Source organism: Clostridium sp. RTP31139st1_H3_RTP31139_211217 (assembly GCF_040227035.1).
Taxonomy (GTDB): domain Bacteria; phylum Bacillota; class Clostridia; order Clostridiales; family Clostridiaceae; genus Clostridium; species Clostridium saudiense.
Genome location: NZ_JBCOAB010000028.1, coordinates 12,310 through 29,652 on the forward strand (window position 1 = coordinate 12,310; position 17,343 = coordinate 29,652).

The following is a 17,343-nucleotide window of genomic DNA, read 5'->3' on the forward strand; positions in this document are numbered from 1 at the left end:
AAAATAGGTAGTAACTTTTGAACCTATTTCTATAACCGCTTTTAATATATTATTTAATTATTGTTACTATTTTAATGCATTTTTAATATCTTCAACAATTAACTCTTCTGTTAAATGATATCTTTCATATAATTCTTCCATTGATACTCTATCTGTAAATTCTTTTGTAGCACCAAAATTTAATACCTTCATATCTTTATCACCATAGAATCTAGAAATTTTTTCTCCGAAACCACCATCAAGAACTCCATCTTCTAAAGTAATTACTAATTTGTGACTCTCTAATAAATCCGTTAACATCTCCTTATCAATGCCTGTAATAAATCTAGGATTTATTAACGTTGCATTTATTCCAGTATCTACCTTTAACTTTTCTTGAACCTTTCTTCCAAGGTCATGGAATGATCCAAGTCCAATAATTGCAACTTCATTTCCTTGTATAGTTTTTTCATAAACATTTAAATCACCAAAATCAGGTTCAACACTTACTCCAGTTGTTATAACATTCCCATTTGGTACACGTATAGCTACTGGGTGATCTTTTTGTTCTATACCCCATTCAATCATTGCAAGATACTCTTCTTTATTTGTTGGTGCAAGATATACTATATTAGGTATATTAGATATTAATGGTATATCGAATATTCCTAAATGTGTAACATCTCCACCAGTTATTCCTGCCCAAGAAACCATAATAAGCGCAGGATTATTATTTATTGCAAGGTCTTGTGATAATTGATCATAAGTTCTTTGAACAAATGAACTTAAAATTGATACTACTGGCTTTCCACCTTGTGAAGCTATTCCTGATGCAAGGGCTATTGCATGTTCTTCTGCTATCCCAACATCTACATATTGTTCCTTAAGGCTTTCTTCTTGTCTGAAATAATTTAATCCAGCTGGCCCTGGAGTTGCCGCTGTTATTGCTACGATTTTTTTATCTTCTTTAGCTTTTTCAACCAAAAATTTCCCTAAAATATCTGTGTAACCTTCTGGAAATTCAATTTTATTTGATTCTTTATTTTCTAAATCAAATGGCATTACCCAATGAAAAGCTTCTTTATTTGCTTCTGCTTCTTCAAATCCTTTACCTTTAATTGTATGGATATGAACTACTACTGGATGATTAGTATCTTTAACTTTATTAAATGCTTCTATAAGATTTTCAACATTATTTCCTTCTTCTACATAAAAATATTCAAATCCTAGAGACTTAAAGAAATTATCTTCTGCAGTTCCATTAGTTTCTCTAAGTTTTGCTAAATTTTTATATAATCCACCATGGTTTTCTGCAATTGACATGTCATTATCATTTACTACTATTATTATATTTTTTCCTGATTCTGCAGCATTGTTTAAACCTTCATAGGCTTCTCCACCACTTAAAGAACCATCACCAATTACAGCTATAATATTTTCATTTTGTCCTTTAACATCTCTAGCTTTAGCTAATCCACATGCTAAACTAATTGAAGTTGAAGTATGACCTACAGTAAAGAAATCATGCTCACTTTCATGTTGTGATGTATATCCTGTAATATCAGCAAACTTTTCTGGATTAATAAAACTTTCTTTTCTTCCAGTTAAAATTTTATGTGGATATGATTGATGTGAAACATCATATACTATTTTATCTATTGGTGAATTAAAAACATAATGCATTGCAATAGTTGCTTCAATCATCCCTAAATTAGGTCCAAAATGACCACCTGTTTTACTTACTTTCTTTATTAATACATCTCTTATTTCTTGAGCTAATATATTTAATTCCTCTCCACTAAGAACTTTTAAATCTTTTGGTTCATTGACTTTACTTAAAATATTGTTACTCATAATCTTTCCTCCACTACCTTTAACTTTTTCTTATATCTTTATGTTAAATGCTGGAGTTAACTTCAAGTCAATACTTTTTTCTAAATTTTATTCTAAAATGAAAAGTTAAATTCTCGATTGCAATACTAAATTCACTTTAAAAGAGTTTAGAATTGCACTAATAGTCAATTCTAATAATATATAATAGATTTCTCTCAAAAGGAGGATTTTGATTTCTATAAAAAATTTTTAATACAACTATAACTTCTTTCATCTTTAGGTTGTTATCAATACTCAATTAATACAAAAAGGATAATTTCCTTTTCATCAGAAATTATCCTCTATACATTTCTATTTTTATAATTATTTTATTGCCCCTTTTGTTACACCATTTATAATCCATTTTTGAGCAAATAAATAGAATACTAATAATGGTAATAAAGCTAAAAGATATGAAGCAAATGCTACATTATAGTTTGTCCCAAATTTTGATTGGAATATATATTGTGCTAATGGTAATGTTGCTGAACTTTGCTCACTTAGTATTACAAGTGGCATCATTACATCATTCCATGCCCAAAGAGCTGTCATTATTCCAACTGTTGCATGCATCGGCTTTAACAAAGGGAATATAATCTTCCAAAATACAGTCCATTGTTTAGCACCATCAACATAAGCCGCCTCTTCTAATTCAAGAGGAATGTTCTTCAAATATCCAACATAAAGCAATGTATTCATTGATATACCAAATACCATATAAAGAATTATCATACCAACTTTATTATCTAAGTTAAAGAAACTTACTTGCTTAACAAGTGGTAACATTAACATTGAAAATGGTACAAACATTGCACTTACAAAATAAAAATATACAAATTTATAAAACTTTTTATGCATATTTCTTGCAATAGCATATGCAACTAATGAATTTGTAACAATAGTTACCACTACAGCTCCCGCTGTTATAAATAAACTATTCATTATTGTATGAAAGAAATTAGTCATCTCAATAGCTTGCTTAAAATTACTAAAACTCCATGACTTCGGAAGTGATAATATATTCCCCATCATTTCTGATGGTTGCTTAAATGCAATAACAATAGTTATATAAAGTGGAAATAATATTGTTAATGAACAAATAATAAGTAATATAGTAATTGGCAAATTAACTTTTCCATCTTCCTTCTTTATAAAAGATATTTTTTTTACTTTACTTCTATTATTAGATTTTAAACCTACCTCAGCCATTATAATTGAACCTCCCTCTTCTCTAATACTTTAATTTGGAATAATGATATAGCTACAATAACTATAAAATATACAACTGAATTTGCTGATTGATATCCAAATTGACTTCCACCAAATCCTGCTTTATATATAAGCATAGAAATTGATTCTGTCGATTGAGCAGGTCCCCCACCAGTTAAGGACATTATTTGATCAAATACCATTAAGAAGTTTTTCATGCATAAAACCATATTTATTGTAAAGAATGGTGCTATTAAAGGGAATGTAATCTTTCTAAATTGTAGCCATTTCCCTGCTCCATCAATTCCACTTGCTTCATAAACATCATCTGGAATTGTTTGAAGCCCCGAAATGTAAATTATAGTATTAAACGCTATCGATTGCCACGAAACTACAATTACAACAGCTATCCAGGCTAAGCTTGTACTACCAAGTATGCTTTTACTAAGAACTTCACTCCCCATAACTTCACCTAACTTTGGAAGTATAAATGTAAAAATATAATTAAATATATATCCTACAATTAATCCACCTAAAATATTAGGTAAAAAATATAATCCTCTTAATGTAGTTTTAAATTTTATTTTTGAATTTAACGCTAATGCTAATGTTAAACTTATTAAATTTACTATTATTGTTGTAACTATAGCAAATTTAAAGGTAAACATATATGAATTTAGCACCCTTGAATCAGTAAATAAATCTTTAAAATTCATTAATCCAATAAAATCAAAATCTCCAAATCCTCTAAAATTAGTAAAACTATACATTACCCCTTTTAATAACGGGAATGTGTGAAATAAGAAAAATACAACTATCATTGGTATTATTGTACACAAGAAAAATCTATCTCTTTTTTTCATTTCTATTCACCCCTTCATACTATTCTTTAATATACTGTCTATTTGCCTTTAACCATTCCTTTTGAAAATTATTTAAGAACTTGTTCTTATCCCCATCTAAAAGATATGTTTGTATCATATCAGATGCTGGTAATTCTGCTGGATAATAATGATCTTGGAAGTCAACAACCCTTGAATTTTCAAAGAATTCATCAAATACTTCAAATTTTGAATCTTCTTGCACTACCCCCTTAACTGCTGAGAATGCACTTTGTTCATCTATATAAGTTTTCGCATTTTCTTCTTCTAATAAAAAGTTTATAAACCTTATACTTTCCTCTTTATTCTTAGAATCTTTAGTAATAGCAAAATATACATCTACACCAGAAACTAATTTATTTTCCTCTTCATTATTAGATGCAGGTAACGGAAACATTCCTAGATTTAAATCTGGATTTACAGTTAAAATTGCAGGAATTGCATAACTACCTTGTAAATACATTGCAGACTCCCCGTTAGCAAATGCTGTATTACCATCATTATAACCAACACCAAAGTTGTCAGAATGTCCATATTTCATTAACTTCATAATCTTATCTGTTGTTTCAGAATAAATTTCATTAAATGTAGTTTCCTTACTATTTACCTTCTTAAAAGAATCACTACTAACTAAAGTACTTGCTATAGTGTTCCATGCAGGTAAAGAAGTCCATGACTCCTTTAATGTAAAGTAAAACGGTGTTATACCATTATCTTGTACAGTTTGAGCTAGCCCTAAAAATTCATCCCATGTTTTAGGTATTGATAACCCTAATTCCTCAAATATATCTTTATTATATATAACTCCACTTGCATTTAATGCATATGGCACACCGTAAATTCCATCTACACTTTCAATTTCCAACGCCTTTAGCATTTGATTATAAATCGGATCAATAACACTAAAATCTATTTTCCCACTTAAATCTTCTAATATATTAGCATCTACAAAATCTGCAAAACTTCTATCTGCTGATAGTGAAATAATATCTGGTGCATCACCTTTTACTAATCTAGTCTTTAATACAGTTGTTGCATCTGGTGGTGCACTAACAACTACATCTATATCTGGATTTTCGGCTTCAAATTTTTCTACAAGTTTATTATAGGTATCTACAGCTTCTATCTTATTACTAAAGAACACTATCTGCTTTTTACTATTACCAATCCTAATACTACTTGTACAACCTGTTAATAATGTTGTTGCCATTGATATTGATACTAAAATTGTTGCTATCACCTTTTTCTTTCCCATTATCTCATTCCCCTCTTTTTATATCGTTTACATAATTATATTTTAAAACTTTTTATAATAATTCTAAATAGATTAATGTAATTAAAACATGTCTAAATGTTAGTTTTATTATTTGAAGTATATCTTTTAATTAATATATATTGCAATATATATCCTTCTAATTTAAAATTTATATATCGGTTTAATAAGCACATGTCTAAATGTTAGATTTAGGAGGATTTATGTTAGATATATACTTTTTAGAAAATACTAATCGAAGTTTTAATGATTTATATCTCTGTTACTGCGGATTAGAAAAATGTGTTCCTTTATATTCATTTGGTCCAGCTGTTCGCCCAAATTATTTAATTCATTATGTATTGGATGGAGAAGGCTATTATTATGTAAATGACAATAAATATAAAGTTAGAAAAAATCAAGGTTTCTTAATCGAACCTAATGTTGTTACATTTTATCAAGCTGATAAAGATAATCCTTGGACATATCTTTGGATTGGTATCGATGGTGATAAAGCTAAACTTTATCTCAATTCTGTTGGATTAGATTCTGAACATTTAATTTTTACTTATGAAAAAGATGATGCTTTAAAAGAATATGTATTAGAAATGTTAAAACATCATACAATGTCTGATTCTGATGCTTTTAAAATTGAAGGATTATTATACTTATTCTTCTCAAAACTGTGTGAAGATCATAAAGAAACCTCATCATTAACAAGGGAGGAAAATACTAATAATTACATAAATAAAGCAATTGAATTTATTCAAAATAATTATCATAATTCTATAAAGGTAACAGACATTGCTGATTATATTTGTTTAAATAGAAGTTATTTAACTTCCATTTTTCAAAGCAATTTAAATATGTCTCCTCAAAAATTCTTAATGAAATTTAGAATAACTAAAGCTGCTGAATTATTATATAATACTGACCTTCCAATTGCTAATATAGCATACTCCTGTGGCTATAGTGACCCTCTAGCCTTTTCTAAAACATTTAAAAAAATTAAAGGAGTTAGCCCTAAACAATATAGAGATACAAAAAAAGAAACAACTAAAAAATTTCTTTTATCTCAATAAAACAAAACTGGTTTGTATTTTTTTATTACAAACCAGTTTTTATTTATATTTACATTTTTATAAATTATGCTGTTTCTAAAGGCTCATCTTTATTTAAATCTTCAAGTATCGCTTCATATTCTTTTTCAGTTAAATTATATCTTCTTAAAGATATAATACTACATACCGCAATTATTCCTGGTATTATTGAATACATTATATGTATTCCATTTAATGTATTTACGGTTTGTGCTACATTTGCTTCATATCCAACAAATGCTAATACATATCCACATAAAGCCCCACCTATTGCACTTGCAAGTTTTGTTTTAAATATATTTGAAGAGAATATCATTCCCTCTGATCTTTTACCTGTTTTCCATTCCCCATATTCAACACAATCTGCAACCATTGATGCTAAAGATATATTAGCTGCCCCTTCAGCAAGCCCCATAAAAGCATTTATCACTAACATCATTTTTAAGTTTGAATATTTTAATAAAAATATTGATAAAAAGCCAATAGCATTAATTGCTATTCCAAATAAGGCTGTTTTTCTTTTTCCCAGTATTTTTGTTATACTAGGTGTACAAATTCCACCAAGCATTCCTGTTGTTATACTAATTCCAGTTACTAAAGGAATATATAATTCTGCATTGAAATTATACTTTATATAATATATTGAAAACCCATTTCTTAGAGCATAAGTTATTTCTAACATTAACATAGATATTAATACAATTCTTAAAGGTCTATTTGTTTTAAAAAGTTCTTTTAATTGCTTAATTCCTTGTTTTTGTGGCTTTCTATTTGTATTTATTTCTCTAACTCCCCATACAGTAACCCAAGTACAAATTGCAGCTGTTATAGAATATACTATTGCTACTATCGTCCAATTTCCAAACTTAGCTACTAAGGGAAGAGTAAATACTGAAACAACTAAACTCCCTCCAAAGGCAATGGTTCTAGCTGATGTTATAATTTTAGTTCTTCCTTGTGCTGATTGAGTTATATTAGCAGATAATGACCAATAAGGTGTATCCATAGCTGTAAAACATATACCCCATAGTATATAAGATATATATACCCAAACTATTTTTCCTGTATCACTTAAATTTGGTGATGAAAAACACATTATCGTCGCTATTCCCATGAATATTGGAACAAATAAAAGATATGGTCTACTCTTCCCCATCTTAGACTTTGTATTATCAACAATCATTCCCATAATAGGATCTGTAATTGCATCGATTATTCTTGCAACCAAAAACAATGTACCTACAGCAGCTGCACTTATCCCAAAGCTATCCGTTAAATAAATTGTTAAATATGTACCTATCATTGCACATATAATATTATTGCCTAAACTCCCCATTCCAAAAGAAATTAACGTTTTCATAGAAACGTCACTTTCATTCCTATTTACTTTCTCTAATACTTCCATATTTAATACCTCTCTTTTTATTACTTTTTTTGCTACAATTGTTTTATTATCACTATTATGTTTGTTTCTACATTTTAATTATAATCATCGCTATTGCTCTCGAAAACGTATTAATGTTTTTAAAATATGGTTAAATGTTAGATATACTATTAAAATTCTAAAAAAGATAGCATAAAACTACTATTTAAATTTATGCTATCTTAATATTTATATTATAAATTTTTAATCAACTTTTCTTAAAGTCCAGTTCTTAGCTTGATAGTCTCCCATAAGTTCTCCAATTTCAAGCCCTATATACATAAGTTCATCTCCACCAAATACTTCTCCAGTTTCAATTACTTCATATAATGAATTTTCATCTAAAGCCTTAACTTTTAATCTTCTTGGTATTACATTAGCTTCAGCATACTTCTTAACATAACTTACTACTACTTCTTTGCCGTCTTTAGATAAATTCATCCAAGCTGCTTCATTACTATCAAATGAGCTTTTCAATCTATACAAATCTCCAAATTGAACAGTACTTCTAATATTTTTATAAAACTCAACTTGCTTTTTAACTTCTTCTTTTTCTTCTTCATTCATTTTAGTTACATCTAATTCATAACCAAAGCTTCCTGCCATTGCTACTACTCCCCTTGTATTAAGTGGTGTAATTCTATGAACTTGATGATTCGGTACAGCGGATACATGGCTTCCCATCGAACTGGTTGGATATACTAATGACGTTCCCTCTTGAATCATTAATCTTTCTATTGCATCTGTATCATCACTTGTCCAAGTTTGTGGCATATAGTATAACATTCCACCATCAAATCTTCCACCGCCACCAGAGCAACTTTCGAATAGTATATTAGGGAAATTAGAAGTTATATTTTCTAATATTTTATATAAACCTAACATGTATCTATGAGCAATTTCCTTTTGTTTTTTTGCAGGCCATGCTGTTGATCCTATTTCTGTCATATTTCTATTCATATCCCATTTAACATATGATATAGGTGCTGATTTCAACACATCTGTAAGCATTTTTATTACAGCTTCACAAACTTCATCTCTAGATAAATCTAATATAAGCTGTTTTCTTGCTTCGGATCTTATTCTTCCATCAATATGAATACACCAATCTGGATGTTCTTCATATAACTTACTTTTTGGTGAAATCATTTCTGGTTCAAACCATAAACCAAATTGCATTCCCATTTTATTAATATCTGTAGCTAAAGAATTTAATCCTCCTTTAAGCTTTTCCTCGTTTACAAACCAATCTCCAAGTGAGCAATCATCATTATTTCTTTCTCCAAACCAACCATCATCTAAAACAAATAATTCTATCCCAAGCTTACTAGATTCCTTAGCAATCTCTTTAATTTTTTCATTATTAAAATCAAAATATGTTGCTTCCCAATTATTTATAAGTATTGGTCTTTCCTTATCTCTATGAGCTCCTCTACATAATCTTTCTCTATATAAATCATGATAAATATGAGACATTCCTGTTAATCCATTAGGTGAATATACCATAACAACTTCTGGTGTTTGGAATGATTGTCCTGATTCTAAATTCCAAGTAAAATCAAATGGATTTATACCAATTTGTGTTCTTGCATTACTATGCATATCTACTTCAACACTAGCTAAAAAGTTTCCACTATAAATTAAATTAAATCCATAAACCTCTCCTTTATCTTCTGTTGCATCTTTACTTACTAATGCTATAAATGGATTTTGAGCATGACTACTTGCTCCTCTTCTACTTTCAATACATTGTCCACCACTTCTTAAAGCTGTTCTTACTATATGTCTTTCCCTAGCCCAAGAACCTGATAATTGAATTAAATCAAACTCACTATGTGTAAAATCAACATTCGCACTTAAAGCTCTTAATATATCAACTTCATCATTACTATCATTTATAACTTTACAACTTCTTGTTATTGAATCATAATTTTCAAATACAGTATAAGATAATATAACTCTTAAGTTAGCTACTTCATCTTTTAATGTTATTTCTAAACTCTCTACTTCATCTTCTTTTTCAGCATAAGTTGCAGGTAATCCTTCAAGTTTTTTCTTTCCTCTGTAAATTTCATGACTCTCATACCTAAAATCTGTTACTGTAGTTCCATTTGCTAGCTTTACTTGAATTGCAGGTGAACGCAAATCTGGATTTCCATAGCTTGGATATTCTTGTGCTATAACTTCTAAGTGCAATGCATCTATATTGTCTAAATCCGCTAAAAAGCTTCCACACGCCCTCTTTTTAACTACATAATTTATTTTATTAGAATTAATTTTTCTTCCCCAATATAGATTAATTAAATGTCCTGTTTCTAAAACACTTAAAATATAACTAGTCCTTTTTGATTGAATGTGAAATAATTTATTATCTTCATTAAATACAATTCCCATATTATCCTCCTACTTATATATGTTTCCATTTCTATACAACGTTTTCATGCTATAGTTATATTATACTTTTAGATATAATTTAAAACTATGACCATATGTCATTAATATATGTCTAAATGTTGTATAATAAAAATATAGTATGATGAGCATACTTAGGGATAGTTAATAAAGATATAGTTGTAGATATTTATTTTAGCAAAAATTTATTTAGAAAATATAAAAATATCTTTTTCCAGTATAGAATTAGCTTGTATACTCAATTCACAAAAAATGGTTTCTATAATCACTTATTTCTACTTCAATAGAAGCAAAAGGCTCATGTGCAACTAGTCTCATTCCATAAGAATTATATATTAATGTATATAAAGCAATTCCAGTTTCCCCCTATAAGCCTTAGAAACCCAACTATCTATGACCACAAATTACCTTCAAGGTCAAGTTAAATATTTAATTGACCCTAAAGGTAACTACACTTTTCTTATCTTTTTTTTAAAATGGTAACTTTCCTTTACCAACAAATTTAATAACTACTTTATCAATATCTAGTCCACTTGCTCCAAAGTATAATTTAATATAATGATTTACCCCAAAAACAAATCCAAGCTCCCTACTTTCAGTAACCCATTTACCTTCCGTTCCTCTAATAGTAATAGTTTCCTTTAATGCATTATCATAATAAATAGAAAGCGGTAACTGTGCTAATGGACCTTGTTCTGATTTCATTGTTACTTCAATGTTATAAAGTCCAAGTTCATTTAAAGTTATTCCAAACACTTCTGAATTACCTTTTTTATTATTAAAACTGCTTGCATCTATAATAATATCATTGCTATCCTTATCTGCATAATAATAAACAATATCCCCTAGTGAAATATTCCCATCATCATCTTGTGCATTAATTTCTTCTAAATCTTCTTTACTTATTAAATTTAGCTCATGTAACATTGCTTGTGATTTCATAATAAATTTTAATATATTTTTAGCATTTCTTTGCAAATCACTTCTTGTAACTTCTCCAGCTTCAAACCTTTCCTTAACATTGTCATTTTCAGGATTTTCTAATGAATTTGATACACACATATATAAATCATTTTGTGCTAGTACCATAGGAGCTTTATTTCCTCTTGTAGACTTTTCACCTTCAGTATTTGCTTCTGCCCACCAATCTGTCATTACTATACCATCAAATCCCCATTCTTTTCGTAAAATAGTAGTACATAAATCATAACTTCCTGCTGTCCATATCCCATTTACAGGGTTATAAGTAGTCATAACAGAGCGTGCTTTACCTTCTTTAACTGCAATTTCAAATCCTTTTAAATAAATTTCACGAAGTGCTCTTTCTGATACTATTGAATCTACAAAACGCCTTGAAGCCTCTTGATTATTGGCACAAAAATGTTTAATTGTTGCTGTAGATCCAGCTTCTTGAATACCAATAACTTGAGCTGCACCTATCTTTCCAGTTAGTATTGGATCTTCTGATACGTACTCAAAGTTTCTTCCGTTTAATGGGTTTCTATGAATATTCATTCCAGGTCCTAAAAGAGAATCTATCCTATTTCTACATAACTCTATTCCAGTCATTTTATAAAGTTTTTTAACTAAATCAACATTAAACGTACATCCTAATGCTGTCCCATTTGGCAGTGAAAATGCCTTTGTTCCACAATCCATTCTTATACCTGATGGACCATCAGCACAACATGCAACAGGTATTCCAAAGTTTCTTAATGATTCAGTAATTCCACCAAATGCAGCTGCTGTTCCTGGAGTAACCTTAGGACTACACATTCCCTCTCCTCTAAACATACAAATTAAATCATTGTAACTTAACTGTGCTACAAAATCATCTAACTTTACTTTATTTTCAAATACATCAGCAAGCTTATAGCCTCTATCCCCTGTATAAATTATTTCTTCATCACGATTTTTAAACATTCTCTCTTTAGGATTTATTCTTCTCACAGGAACTTCTTCATTTTCTATATTAAATTTATTATTTTCATCTAATACAGGCTTAATTCTTTTAAAATAAACTATTGGTGCACAAGCCTCTTCTAAACTTTCTACTATTGTAAATTTTTCATCGTATTGCCCTGATTCTTCAGCATTTCTAACATCTGATCCTATATAAATCTTATATAAACCTTCTTCTAAGACATAACAAGATTTATATCCGTCTACACCCCTATCATCATAAGATGCTATATAACTTTTAGGTATATTTATTATTAACTTTTCACATTCACCGGGTTTAATAATACCTGTCTTCTTAAATCCGACAAGAGCTCTTACTGGCTTTCCAAGTTTACCTTGTGGCGCTTCTATATAAACTTGTACAACTTCTTTCCCTGACATATTGCCATTGTTAGTTACATTTGCTTCAACAACTATTTCCTCATGTGTTGATTCAAGTAATTTCCCCTTAATATCAAAACTTGTATATGATAATCCATATCCAAAAGGATACATAACCTTTTCTTTTGCAAAAGTTTCAAAATATCTATACCCTACATAAATATCCTCTTCATAATAATTTCTCTCTGGATCTCCGAAATTTTTAGTAGATGGATAATCTTCTATATTTTTTGCAATAGTATCAGTTAACTTTCCACATGGATTTACCCTTCCAGTTAAAACATCAACAACTCCATTTCCACCTTCTTGCCCACCTTGCCAAGCATAAAGTACTGCTGATGGGTTATACTCATCTACCCATTTCATATCTATAATATTACCAACATTTAAAACTACTACAGTTCTCTTAAATGCTTGGCTCACTTTTTTTATCATATCTTTTTCAACATCTGTTAAAAGATAACTTCCAGCCTCATTTTTACTATCTTGATCCTCACCTGCAGTACGGCCTATCATAACTAATGCAATATCATTTTCCTTAGCTACTCTTACTATATAATCTTCTAATTTCATTTCTTTTTGAGACCAAGGTACAGTTCCCCATCCATGTCCTTCATCATATGGATTTTCTTTAATCCACTCACTATATATTTCTAATAAATCTTCATCTAAAACAATATCCTTTTCATTCCTTAAAGCATCTAATATACTTACTACATATCTTGTATTTACAAGTCCTCCAGAACCTAATCCACTTTTATAATAATTAAAAGCACTTCGACCAAAAACTGCTACCTTATCTCCTTTTTTTAGTGGAAGTGTATTATTATCATTTTTTAATAATACACAGCTTTCAGCTGCAACTTCTCTAGCAAGCCTTGCATATTCCTTTAAATCTAAGCTATATTTCCCCATAATATCCTCCTTAAATTATTCTCACCCTTTATCATTCATATATATTTTTATTATCTCCTTATATTATACCATCTATGTTTTTGTAAAATTATCCATATTTTTAAACTTAAAAAAATTAATTTTATATGTCAAGCGATTGACATATTAGTAAATAATATCTATACTCTAGTTATAGAAAACTATTTGGAGGTAACAATGTTTAATTTTAGTAATACTATACAATTCCAAGATAAAATAAATGACGTATTTACAATTGGGGAAATTTTAGTAGATATGATTTCTGATGATTATGATACTAATTTCAACTCCAATAAATATTCAAGATTTTTTGGTGGTTCACCGGCTAATATAACTATGAATATAAAAAGACTTGGTGGTAATCCTATTATAACAGCTTGCGTTGGAAATGACGGATTAGGTAAGTTTTTAATTAATCACTTAAAAAACAATAACATTGACACAAACTTAATTAACTCAGTAAATCATTCTACAAGTATGGTACTTGTAACTAAGAGCAAAGAAACTCCACTACCAATTTTCTATCGTAGTGCAGATTACAACTTAGAATATAATTCAGACATAGATTCAACATTAAAAAATAGTAAAATAGTTCATTTTTCTTGCTGGCCTATTTCTCAATCAAAATCAAGAAAAATGATTGAAAGGGTTATTGAAGAAGCTAGAAAAAATAATGTTCTTATAGGATTTGATCCAAATTATCACGAAATGATTTGGGAAGAAGGACATGATGGAATAGAATATATAAAAAACCTTATAGGTAAAGTAGATATTATAAAGCCTTCTGAAGTTGATGCTGAAAGAATTTTTGGACCTGATACTCCTGAAAATCATGTAAACAAATTTATAGAGTGTGGTGCAAAGCTTGTAATAATGACCTTAGGTAAATATGGTGCAATAGTTTCTGACGGAACTAAAACTATCAAATTCAATACTTTAGCTACTGAAGTTATTGATACAACTGGTGCTGGAGATGCTTTCTGGGGTGGATTCTACACAGCTATAACTAGCAATTACACTTTAAAAGAAGCTTTAAATATAGGTTTTGCAACAAGTGCCTTCAAACTTAAACATGTAGGAGCAATTGCTAAATTGCCTTCAATAGAAGAATTAAAAACAATTTATAATATATAATTAATTAAGAGGAGATATAAAAATGGCAGTTAAAAATAAAGTTCAACTTATAACTTATCCTGATTCTCTTGGTGGAGATTTAAAAACATTAAATAATGTTCTTACAAAATATTTTCCAAAAACATTTAAAGGTGGTATTCATATACTTCCTCCATTCCCATCATCAGGAGATAGGGGATTCGCGCCACTAACTTACTTAGAAATAGAACCTCAATTTGGTACTTGGGAAGATATTCGTAAATTAGCTGAAAACTATGATATCCTTCTTGATCTAATGGTTAATCATATTTCTAAAAACTCTGTATTTTTCCAAGATTTCTTAAAGAATGGGCGAGATTCAAAATATGCAAATTTATTTATAACATTAGATAAAATATGGTCCGATGGCAAACCAGTTCAGGAAGATATAAATAAGATGTTCTTACGTAGACAAGTTCCTTATTCAACATTTAATATAAAAGGTGAAGAAGTTTCTGTTTGGACTACTTTTGGTAAAGAAACACCTTCAGAACAAATTGATTTAGACATAAATTCTGAAGCTGTACGAGCCTTATTAAAGGAATTCTTTGAAAACTTCCACAAAAACAATGTTAAAATTGTAAGACTTGATGCTGTTGGATATGTAATAAAGAAACTTGGAACTAGTTGTTTCTTCGTTGAACCTGAAATATATAAGTTCTTAGACTGGGTATCTGATTTAGCTAAATCTTTAGATATTGATTTATTACCTGAAGTTCATTCCCACTATACTACTCAATATAAGTTAGCTAAATACGGTAACTATATATATGACTTTATATTACCATATACTATACTTAGCACATTAGTTAACAAATCAAGTTCAGCACTTACTGACTACTTAAAAAACAGACCAACTAATCAATTTACAATGTTAGATTGCCATGATGGTATTCCTGTAAAACCTGATCTTGATGATTTAGTATCTACAGCTGATGCTAGAAAGATTGTTGATCATTGCTTAAATCATGGTGCAAATTTAAGCTTAGTTCATTCTGATGCTCATAAGAGCCCAGATGGATTTGATGTTCATCAAATAAGATGTTCTTACTATTCAGTTTTAGGATGCAATGATGATGCATACTTAAGCGCAAGAGCAATTCAATTCTTTGCCCCTGGTATTCCACAAGTTTATTATGTTGGGTTATTAGCTGGCGAAAATGATGTTGAAAATGTTACTCGTACTGGAGAAGGTCGTGAAATTAATAGACATAACTTTACTTTAGAAGAAATTGATAAAGCATATAGTCAAGAGGTAGTTCAAAGATTACTTAAGCTAATTGACTTTAGAAATGATTATCCTGCATTTGATGGAGACTTCACTGTTGAACCTTCAAGTGATACTGAAATCATCCTAACATGGAAAAAAGATAATAAATATTGTACTTTAAATGTTGATTTAACTACTAGCAAATCTACAATTAAATATATAAATGATGATGGTATTGTTGAAAGATACACTATTTAATGATATGGTATTTTAACTTAATAATAATAGATAATTCTATTCATTCTCTTAAGTTTAAATATATAAATAATGAACGATACATCATAGCACACTTAAAACTCCCCCTGGTAAATCCACCTGGGGTAGTTTTTTTATATTAAAATACTCCATAGATAATTTTATTTATTCACTGTACTCTCTCTAATAATTAACTTAATTGGTAATATAGTTTTTTCATTTACCTCTATATTATTATATTTAGCATCAATTAATTCAATTGAAAGCCTTGCCATTTCTTTGATTGGCTGATGTACAGTAGTTATCCTCGGTGTTGTTAATTGTGATATATCAACATCATCAAAGCCAACTAATTTAATATCTTCCGGTATCCTAATTTTTATTTCATTACAAACTTGAATAACCTGTGCAGCTATTAAATCACTACTTGCAAATATTCCATCAACACCTTCTATTTCATTTAGTGCTGCTTTTATATAATCGTAATAATTCATTTGATTATATGTATCTATATCATATTTCTTTATAAAATACTCAATCTCATTTTTACTACATACATCTATAAAAGCTTTTTCTCTATTATCAGCAGGCATTTCTTCATCTATTACTCCACTAAGGTGTAATATTTTTTTGCATCCACATTCTATTAAATGCTCTGTTGCAAGCTTTCCACCTTGATAATTATCACATTGAATTCCAAGCTTACCTTCTTCAAAATTTTTCTCTAATAATACTACTGGAATACCTCCTGTATTAATCTTATTAGATTCAACATTTCCACTACATATAATTATCCCTGCAACTCTATTACTTTTACACATATCTAAATATTGCTTTTCTTTTTCAGCTTTTTCTTTACTATTACATAATATTATCTTGTAATCTTTTTTAGCTGCTTCATTTTCTAAATTACTTATTAATTTTGCAAAGTATGGGTGAGATATATGAGGTACTATAACTCCAATTGTATTACTTTTTTGTTTTGTTAAGGAACGTGCTATTTCATTAGGCTGATATCCCAGTTCATCCATAGCTTCATGAACCCTTTTCTTTGTTTTTTCACTAATATATCCTCTATTATTAATAACACGTGATACAGTGGTTGGAGTAACACCTGCTAACCTTGCAACATCTACTATCGTAGCCATCTATTTATTCACCTATCTCATTAAAATATTGTTTATAAATCATTTATTAAATCAACTTTAAGTATATCATATTTATATACCATATATTAATAGTAAGCAAATATATTATTTATCATATCAACATAAATTACTAAAAAAAATTAACTGTATTGAAACTATTTGTAATTTCTTTAT

At 29.0% G+C, this 17,343-nt stretch carries 12 protein-coding genes; 3 read left to right on the plus strand and 9 right to left on the minus strand.

From position 1 onward, the window contains the following. Window positions 1-66: 66 nt before the first annotated feature. From ABUA17_RS12055 to ABUA17_RS12070, 4 genes are all read right to left on the minus strand, one after another. Window positions 67-1,833, minus strand: a complete 1,767-nt coding sequence (locus tag ABUA17_RS12055) for a 1-deoxy-D-xylulose-5-phosphate synthase (protein ID WP_195951078.1) — start codon at window positions 1,831-1,833, stop codon at window positions 67-69. 342 nt (window positions 1,834-2,175) lie between these two features. Further along, window positions 2,176-3,060 (minus strand): carbohydrate ABC transporter permease, encoded by an 885-nt coding sequence (locus tag ABUA17_RS12060; protein ID WP_042397752.1) that lies wholly within the window; start codon window positions 3,058-3,060, stop codon window positions 2,176-2,178. Continuing rightward, on the minus strand, window positions 3,060-3,923 hold the full coding sequence (locus tag ABUA17_RS12065; RefSeq protein ID WP_042397755.1) for a carbohydrate ABC transporter permease: 864 nt from the start codon (window positions 3,921-3,923) through the stop codon (window positions 3,060-3,062). Before ABUA17_RS12065 ends, ABUA17_RS12060 begins: the two co-directional genes overlap by 1 nt. Window positions 3,924-3,942: 19 nt before the next feature. Then, entirely contained in the window at window positions 3,943-5,196 is a 1,254-nt protein-coding gene (locus tag ABUA17_RS12070) for an ABC transporter substrate-binding protein (protein ID WP_070098832.1), read from the minus strand. A gap of 221 nt (window positions 5,197-5,417) precedes the next feature. Here ABUA17_RS12070 and ABUA17_RS12075 point away from each other — a divergent pair, with 221 nt between their 5' ends. Further along, window positions 5,418-6,275 (plus strand): AraC family transcriptional regulator, encoded by an 858-nt coding sequence (locus tag ABUA17_RS12075; RefSeq protein WP_055275038.1) that lies wholly within the window; start codon window positions 5,418-5,420, stop codon window positions 6,273-6,275. A 64-nt stretch (window positions 6,276-6,339) separates the two neighbouring features. On the opposite strand, the gene ABUA17_RS12080 is transcribed toward ABUA17_RS12075, so the two are convergent. From ABUA17_RS12080 to ABUA17_RS12095, 4 genes are all read right to left on the minus strand, one after another. After that, complete coding sequence (locus ABUA17_RS12080; protein ID WP_055275035.1) at window positions 6,340-7,698, minus strand: MFS transporter; 1,359 nt, start codon at window positions 7,696-7,698, stop codon at window positions 6,340-6,342. Between the two features lie 222 nt (window positions 7,699-7,920). Further along, complete coding sequence (locus ABUA17_RS12085) at window positions 7,921-10,110, minus strand: alpha-galactosidase (RefSeq protein ID WP_042397767.1); 2,190 nt, start codon at window positions 10,108-10,110, stop codon at window positions 7,921-7,923. Window positions 10,111-10,371: 261 nt separating this feature from the next. Further along, window positions 10,372-10,446, minus strand: a complete 75-nt coding sequence (locus tag ABUA17_RS18820; RefSeq protein ID WP_242858424.1) for a hypothetical protein — start codon at window positions 10,444-10,446, stop codon at window positions 10,372-10,374. 153 nt (window positions 10,447-10,599) lie between these two features. Continuing rightward, window positions 10,600-13,386, minus strand: coding sequence for a glycoside hydrolase family 3 protein (locus ABUA17_RS12095; protein ID WP_055291268.1), 2,787 nt, complete (start codon window positions 13,384-13,386; stop codon window positions 10,600-10,602). Window positions 13,387-13,581: 195 nt separating this feature from the next. Between ABUA17_RS12095 and ABUA17_RS12100 the strand changes: the two genes are divergently transcribed. Next, window positions 13,582-14,538 (plus strand): carbohydrate kinase family protein, encoded by a 957-nt coding sequence (locus ABUA17_RS12100; protein WP_042397774.1) that lies wholly within the window; start codon window positions 13,582-13,584, stop codon window positions 14,536-14,538. A 22-nt stretch (window positions 14,539-14,560) separates the two neighbouring features. After that, window positions 14,561-16,024, plus strand: a complete 1,464-nt coding sequence (gene gtfA, locus ABUA17_RS12105; protein ID WP_042397777.1) for a sucrose phosphorylase — start codon at window positions 14,561-14,563, stop codon at window positions 16,022-16,024. A 158-nt stretch (window positions 16,025-16,182) separates the two neighbouring features. Here gtfA and ABUA17_RS12110 read toward each other — a convergent pair whose 3' ends face one another. Next, complete coding sequence (locus ABUA17_RS12110; RefSeq protein ID WP_042397781.1) at window positions 16,183-17,169, minus strand: LacI family DNA-binding transcriptional regulator; 987 nt, start codon at window positions 17,167-17,169, stop codon at window positions 16,183-16,185. Between the last annotated feature and the right edge of the window lie 174 nt (window positions 17,170-17,343).

What these genes read in the sequence shown, in the direction of transcription:
- ABUA17_RS12085 (WP_042397767.1), bottom strand. Translation starts at nt 10,110, where the DNA reads ATGGGAATTGTATTTAATGAAGATAATAAATTATTTCACATTCAATCA.
- ABUA17_RS12095 (WP_055291268.1), bottom strand. Translation starts at nt 13,386, where the DNA reads ATGGGGAAATATAGCTTAGATTTAAAGGAATATGCAAGGCTTGCTAGA.
- ABUA17_RS12065 (WP_042397755.1), bottom strand. Translation starts at nt 3,923, where the DNA reads ATGAAAAAAAGAGATAGATTTTTCTTGTGTACAATAATACCAATGATA.
- ABUA17_RS12070 (WP_070098832.1), bottom strand. Translation starts at nt 5,196, where the DNA reads ATGGGAAAGAAAAAGGTGATAGCAACAATTTTAGTATCAATATCAATG.
- ABUA17_RS12075 (WP_055275038.1), top strand. Translation starts at nt 5,418, where the DNA reads ATGTTAGATATATACTTTTTAGAAAATACTAATCGAAGTTTTAATGAT.
- ABUA17_RS12100 (WP_042397774.1), top strand. Translation starts at nt 13,582, where the DNA reads ATGTTTAATTTTAGTAATACTATACAATTCCAAGATAAAATAAATGAC.
- gtfA (WP_042397777.1), top strand. Translation starts at nt 14,561, where the DNA reads ATGGCAGTTAAAAATAAAGTTCAACTTATAACTTATCCTGATTCTCTT.
- ABUA17_RS12110 (WP_042397781.1), bottom strand. Translation starts at nt 17,169, where the DNA reads ATGGCTACGATAGTAGATGTTGCAAGGTTAGCAGGTGTTACTCCAACC.
- ABUA17_RS12060 (WP_042397752.1), bottom strand. Translation starts at nt 3,060, where the DNA reads ATGGCTGAGGTAGGTTTAAAATCTAATAATAGAAGTAAAGTAAAAAAA.
- ABUA17_RS12055 (WP_195951078.1), bottom strand. Translation starts at nt 1,833, where the DNA reads ATGAGTAACAATATTTTAAGTAAAGTCAATGAACCAAAAGATTTAAAA.
- ABUA17_RS12080 (WP_055275035.1), bottom strand. Translation starts at nt 7,698, where the DNA reads ATGGAAGTATTAGAGAAAGTAAATAGGAATGAAAGTGACGTTTCTATG.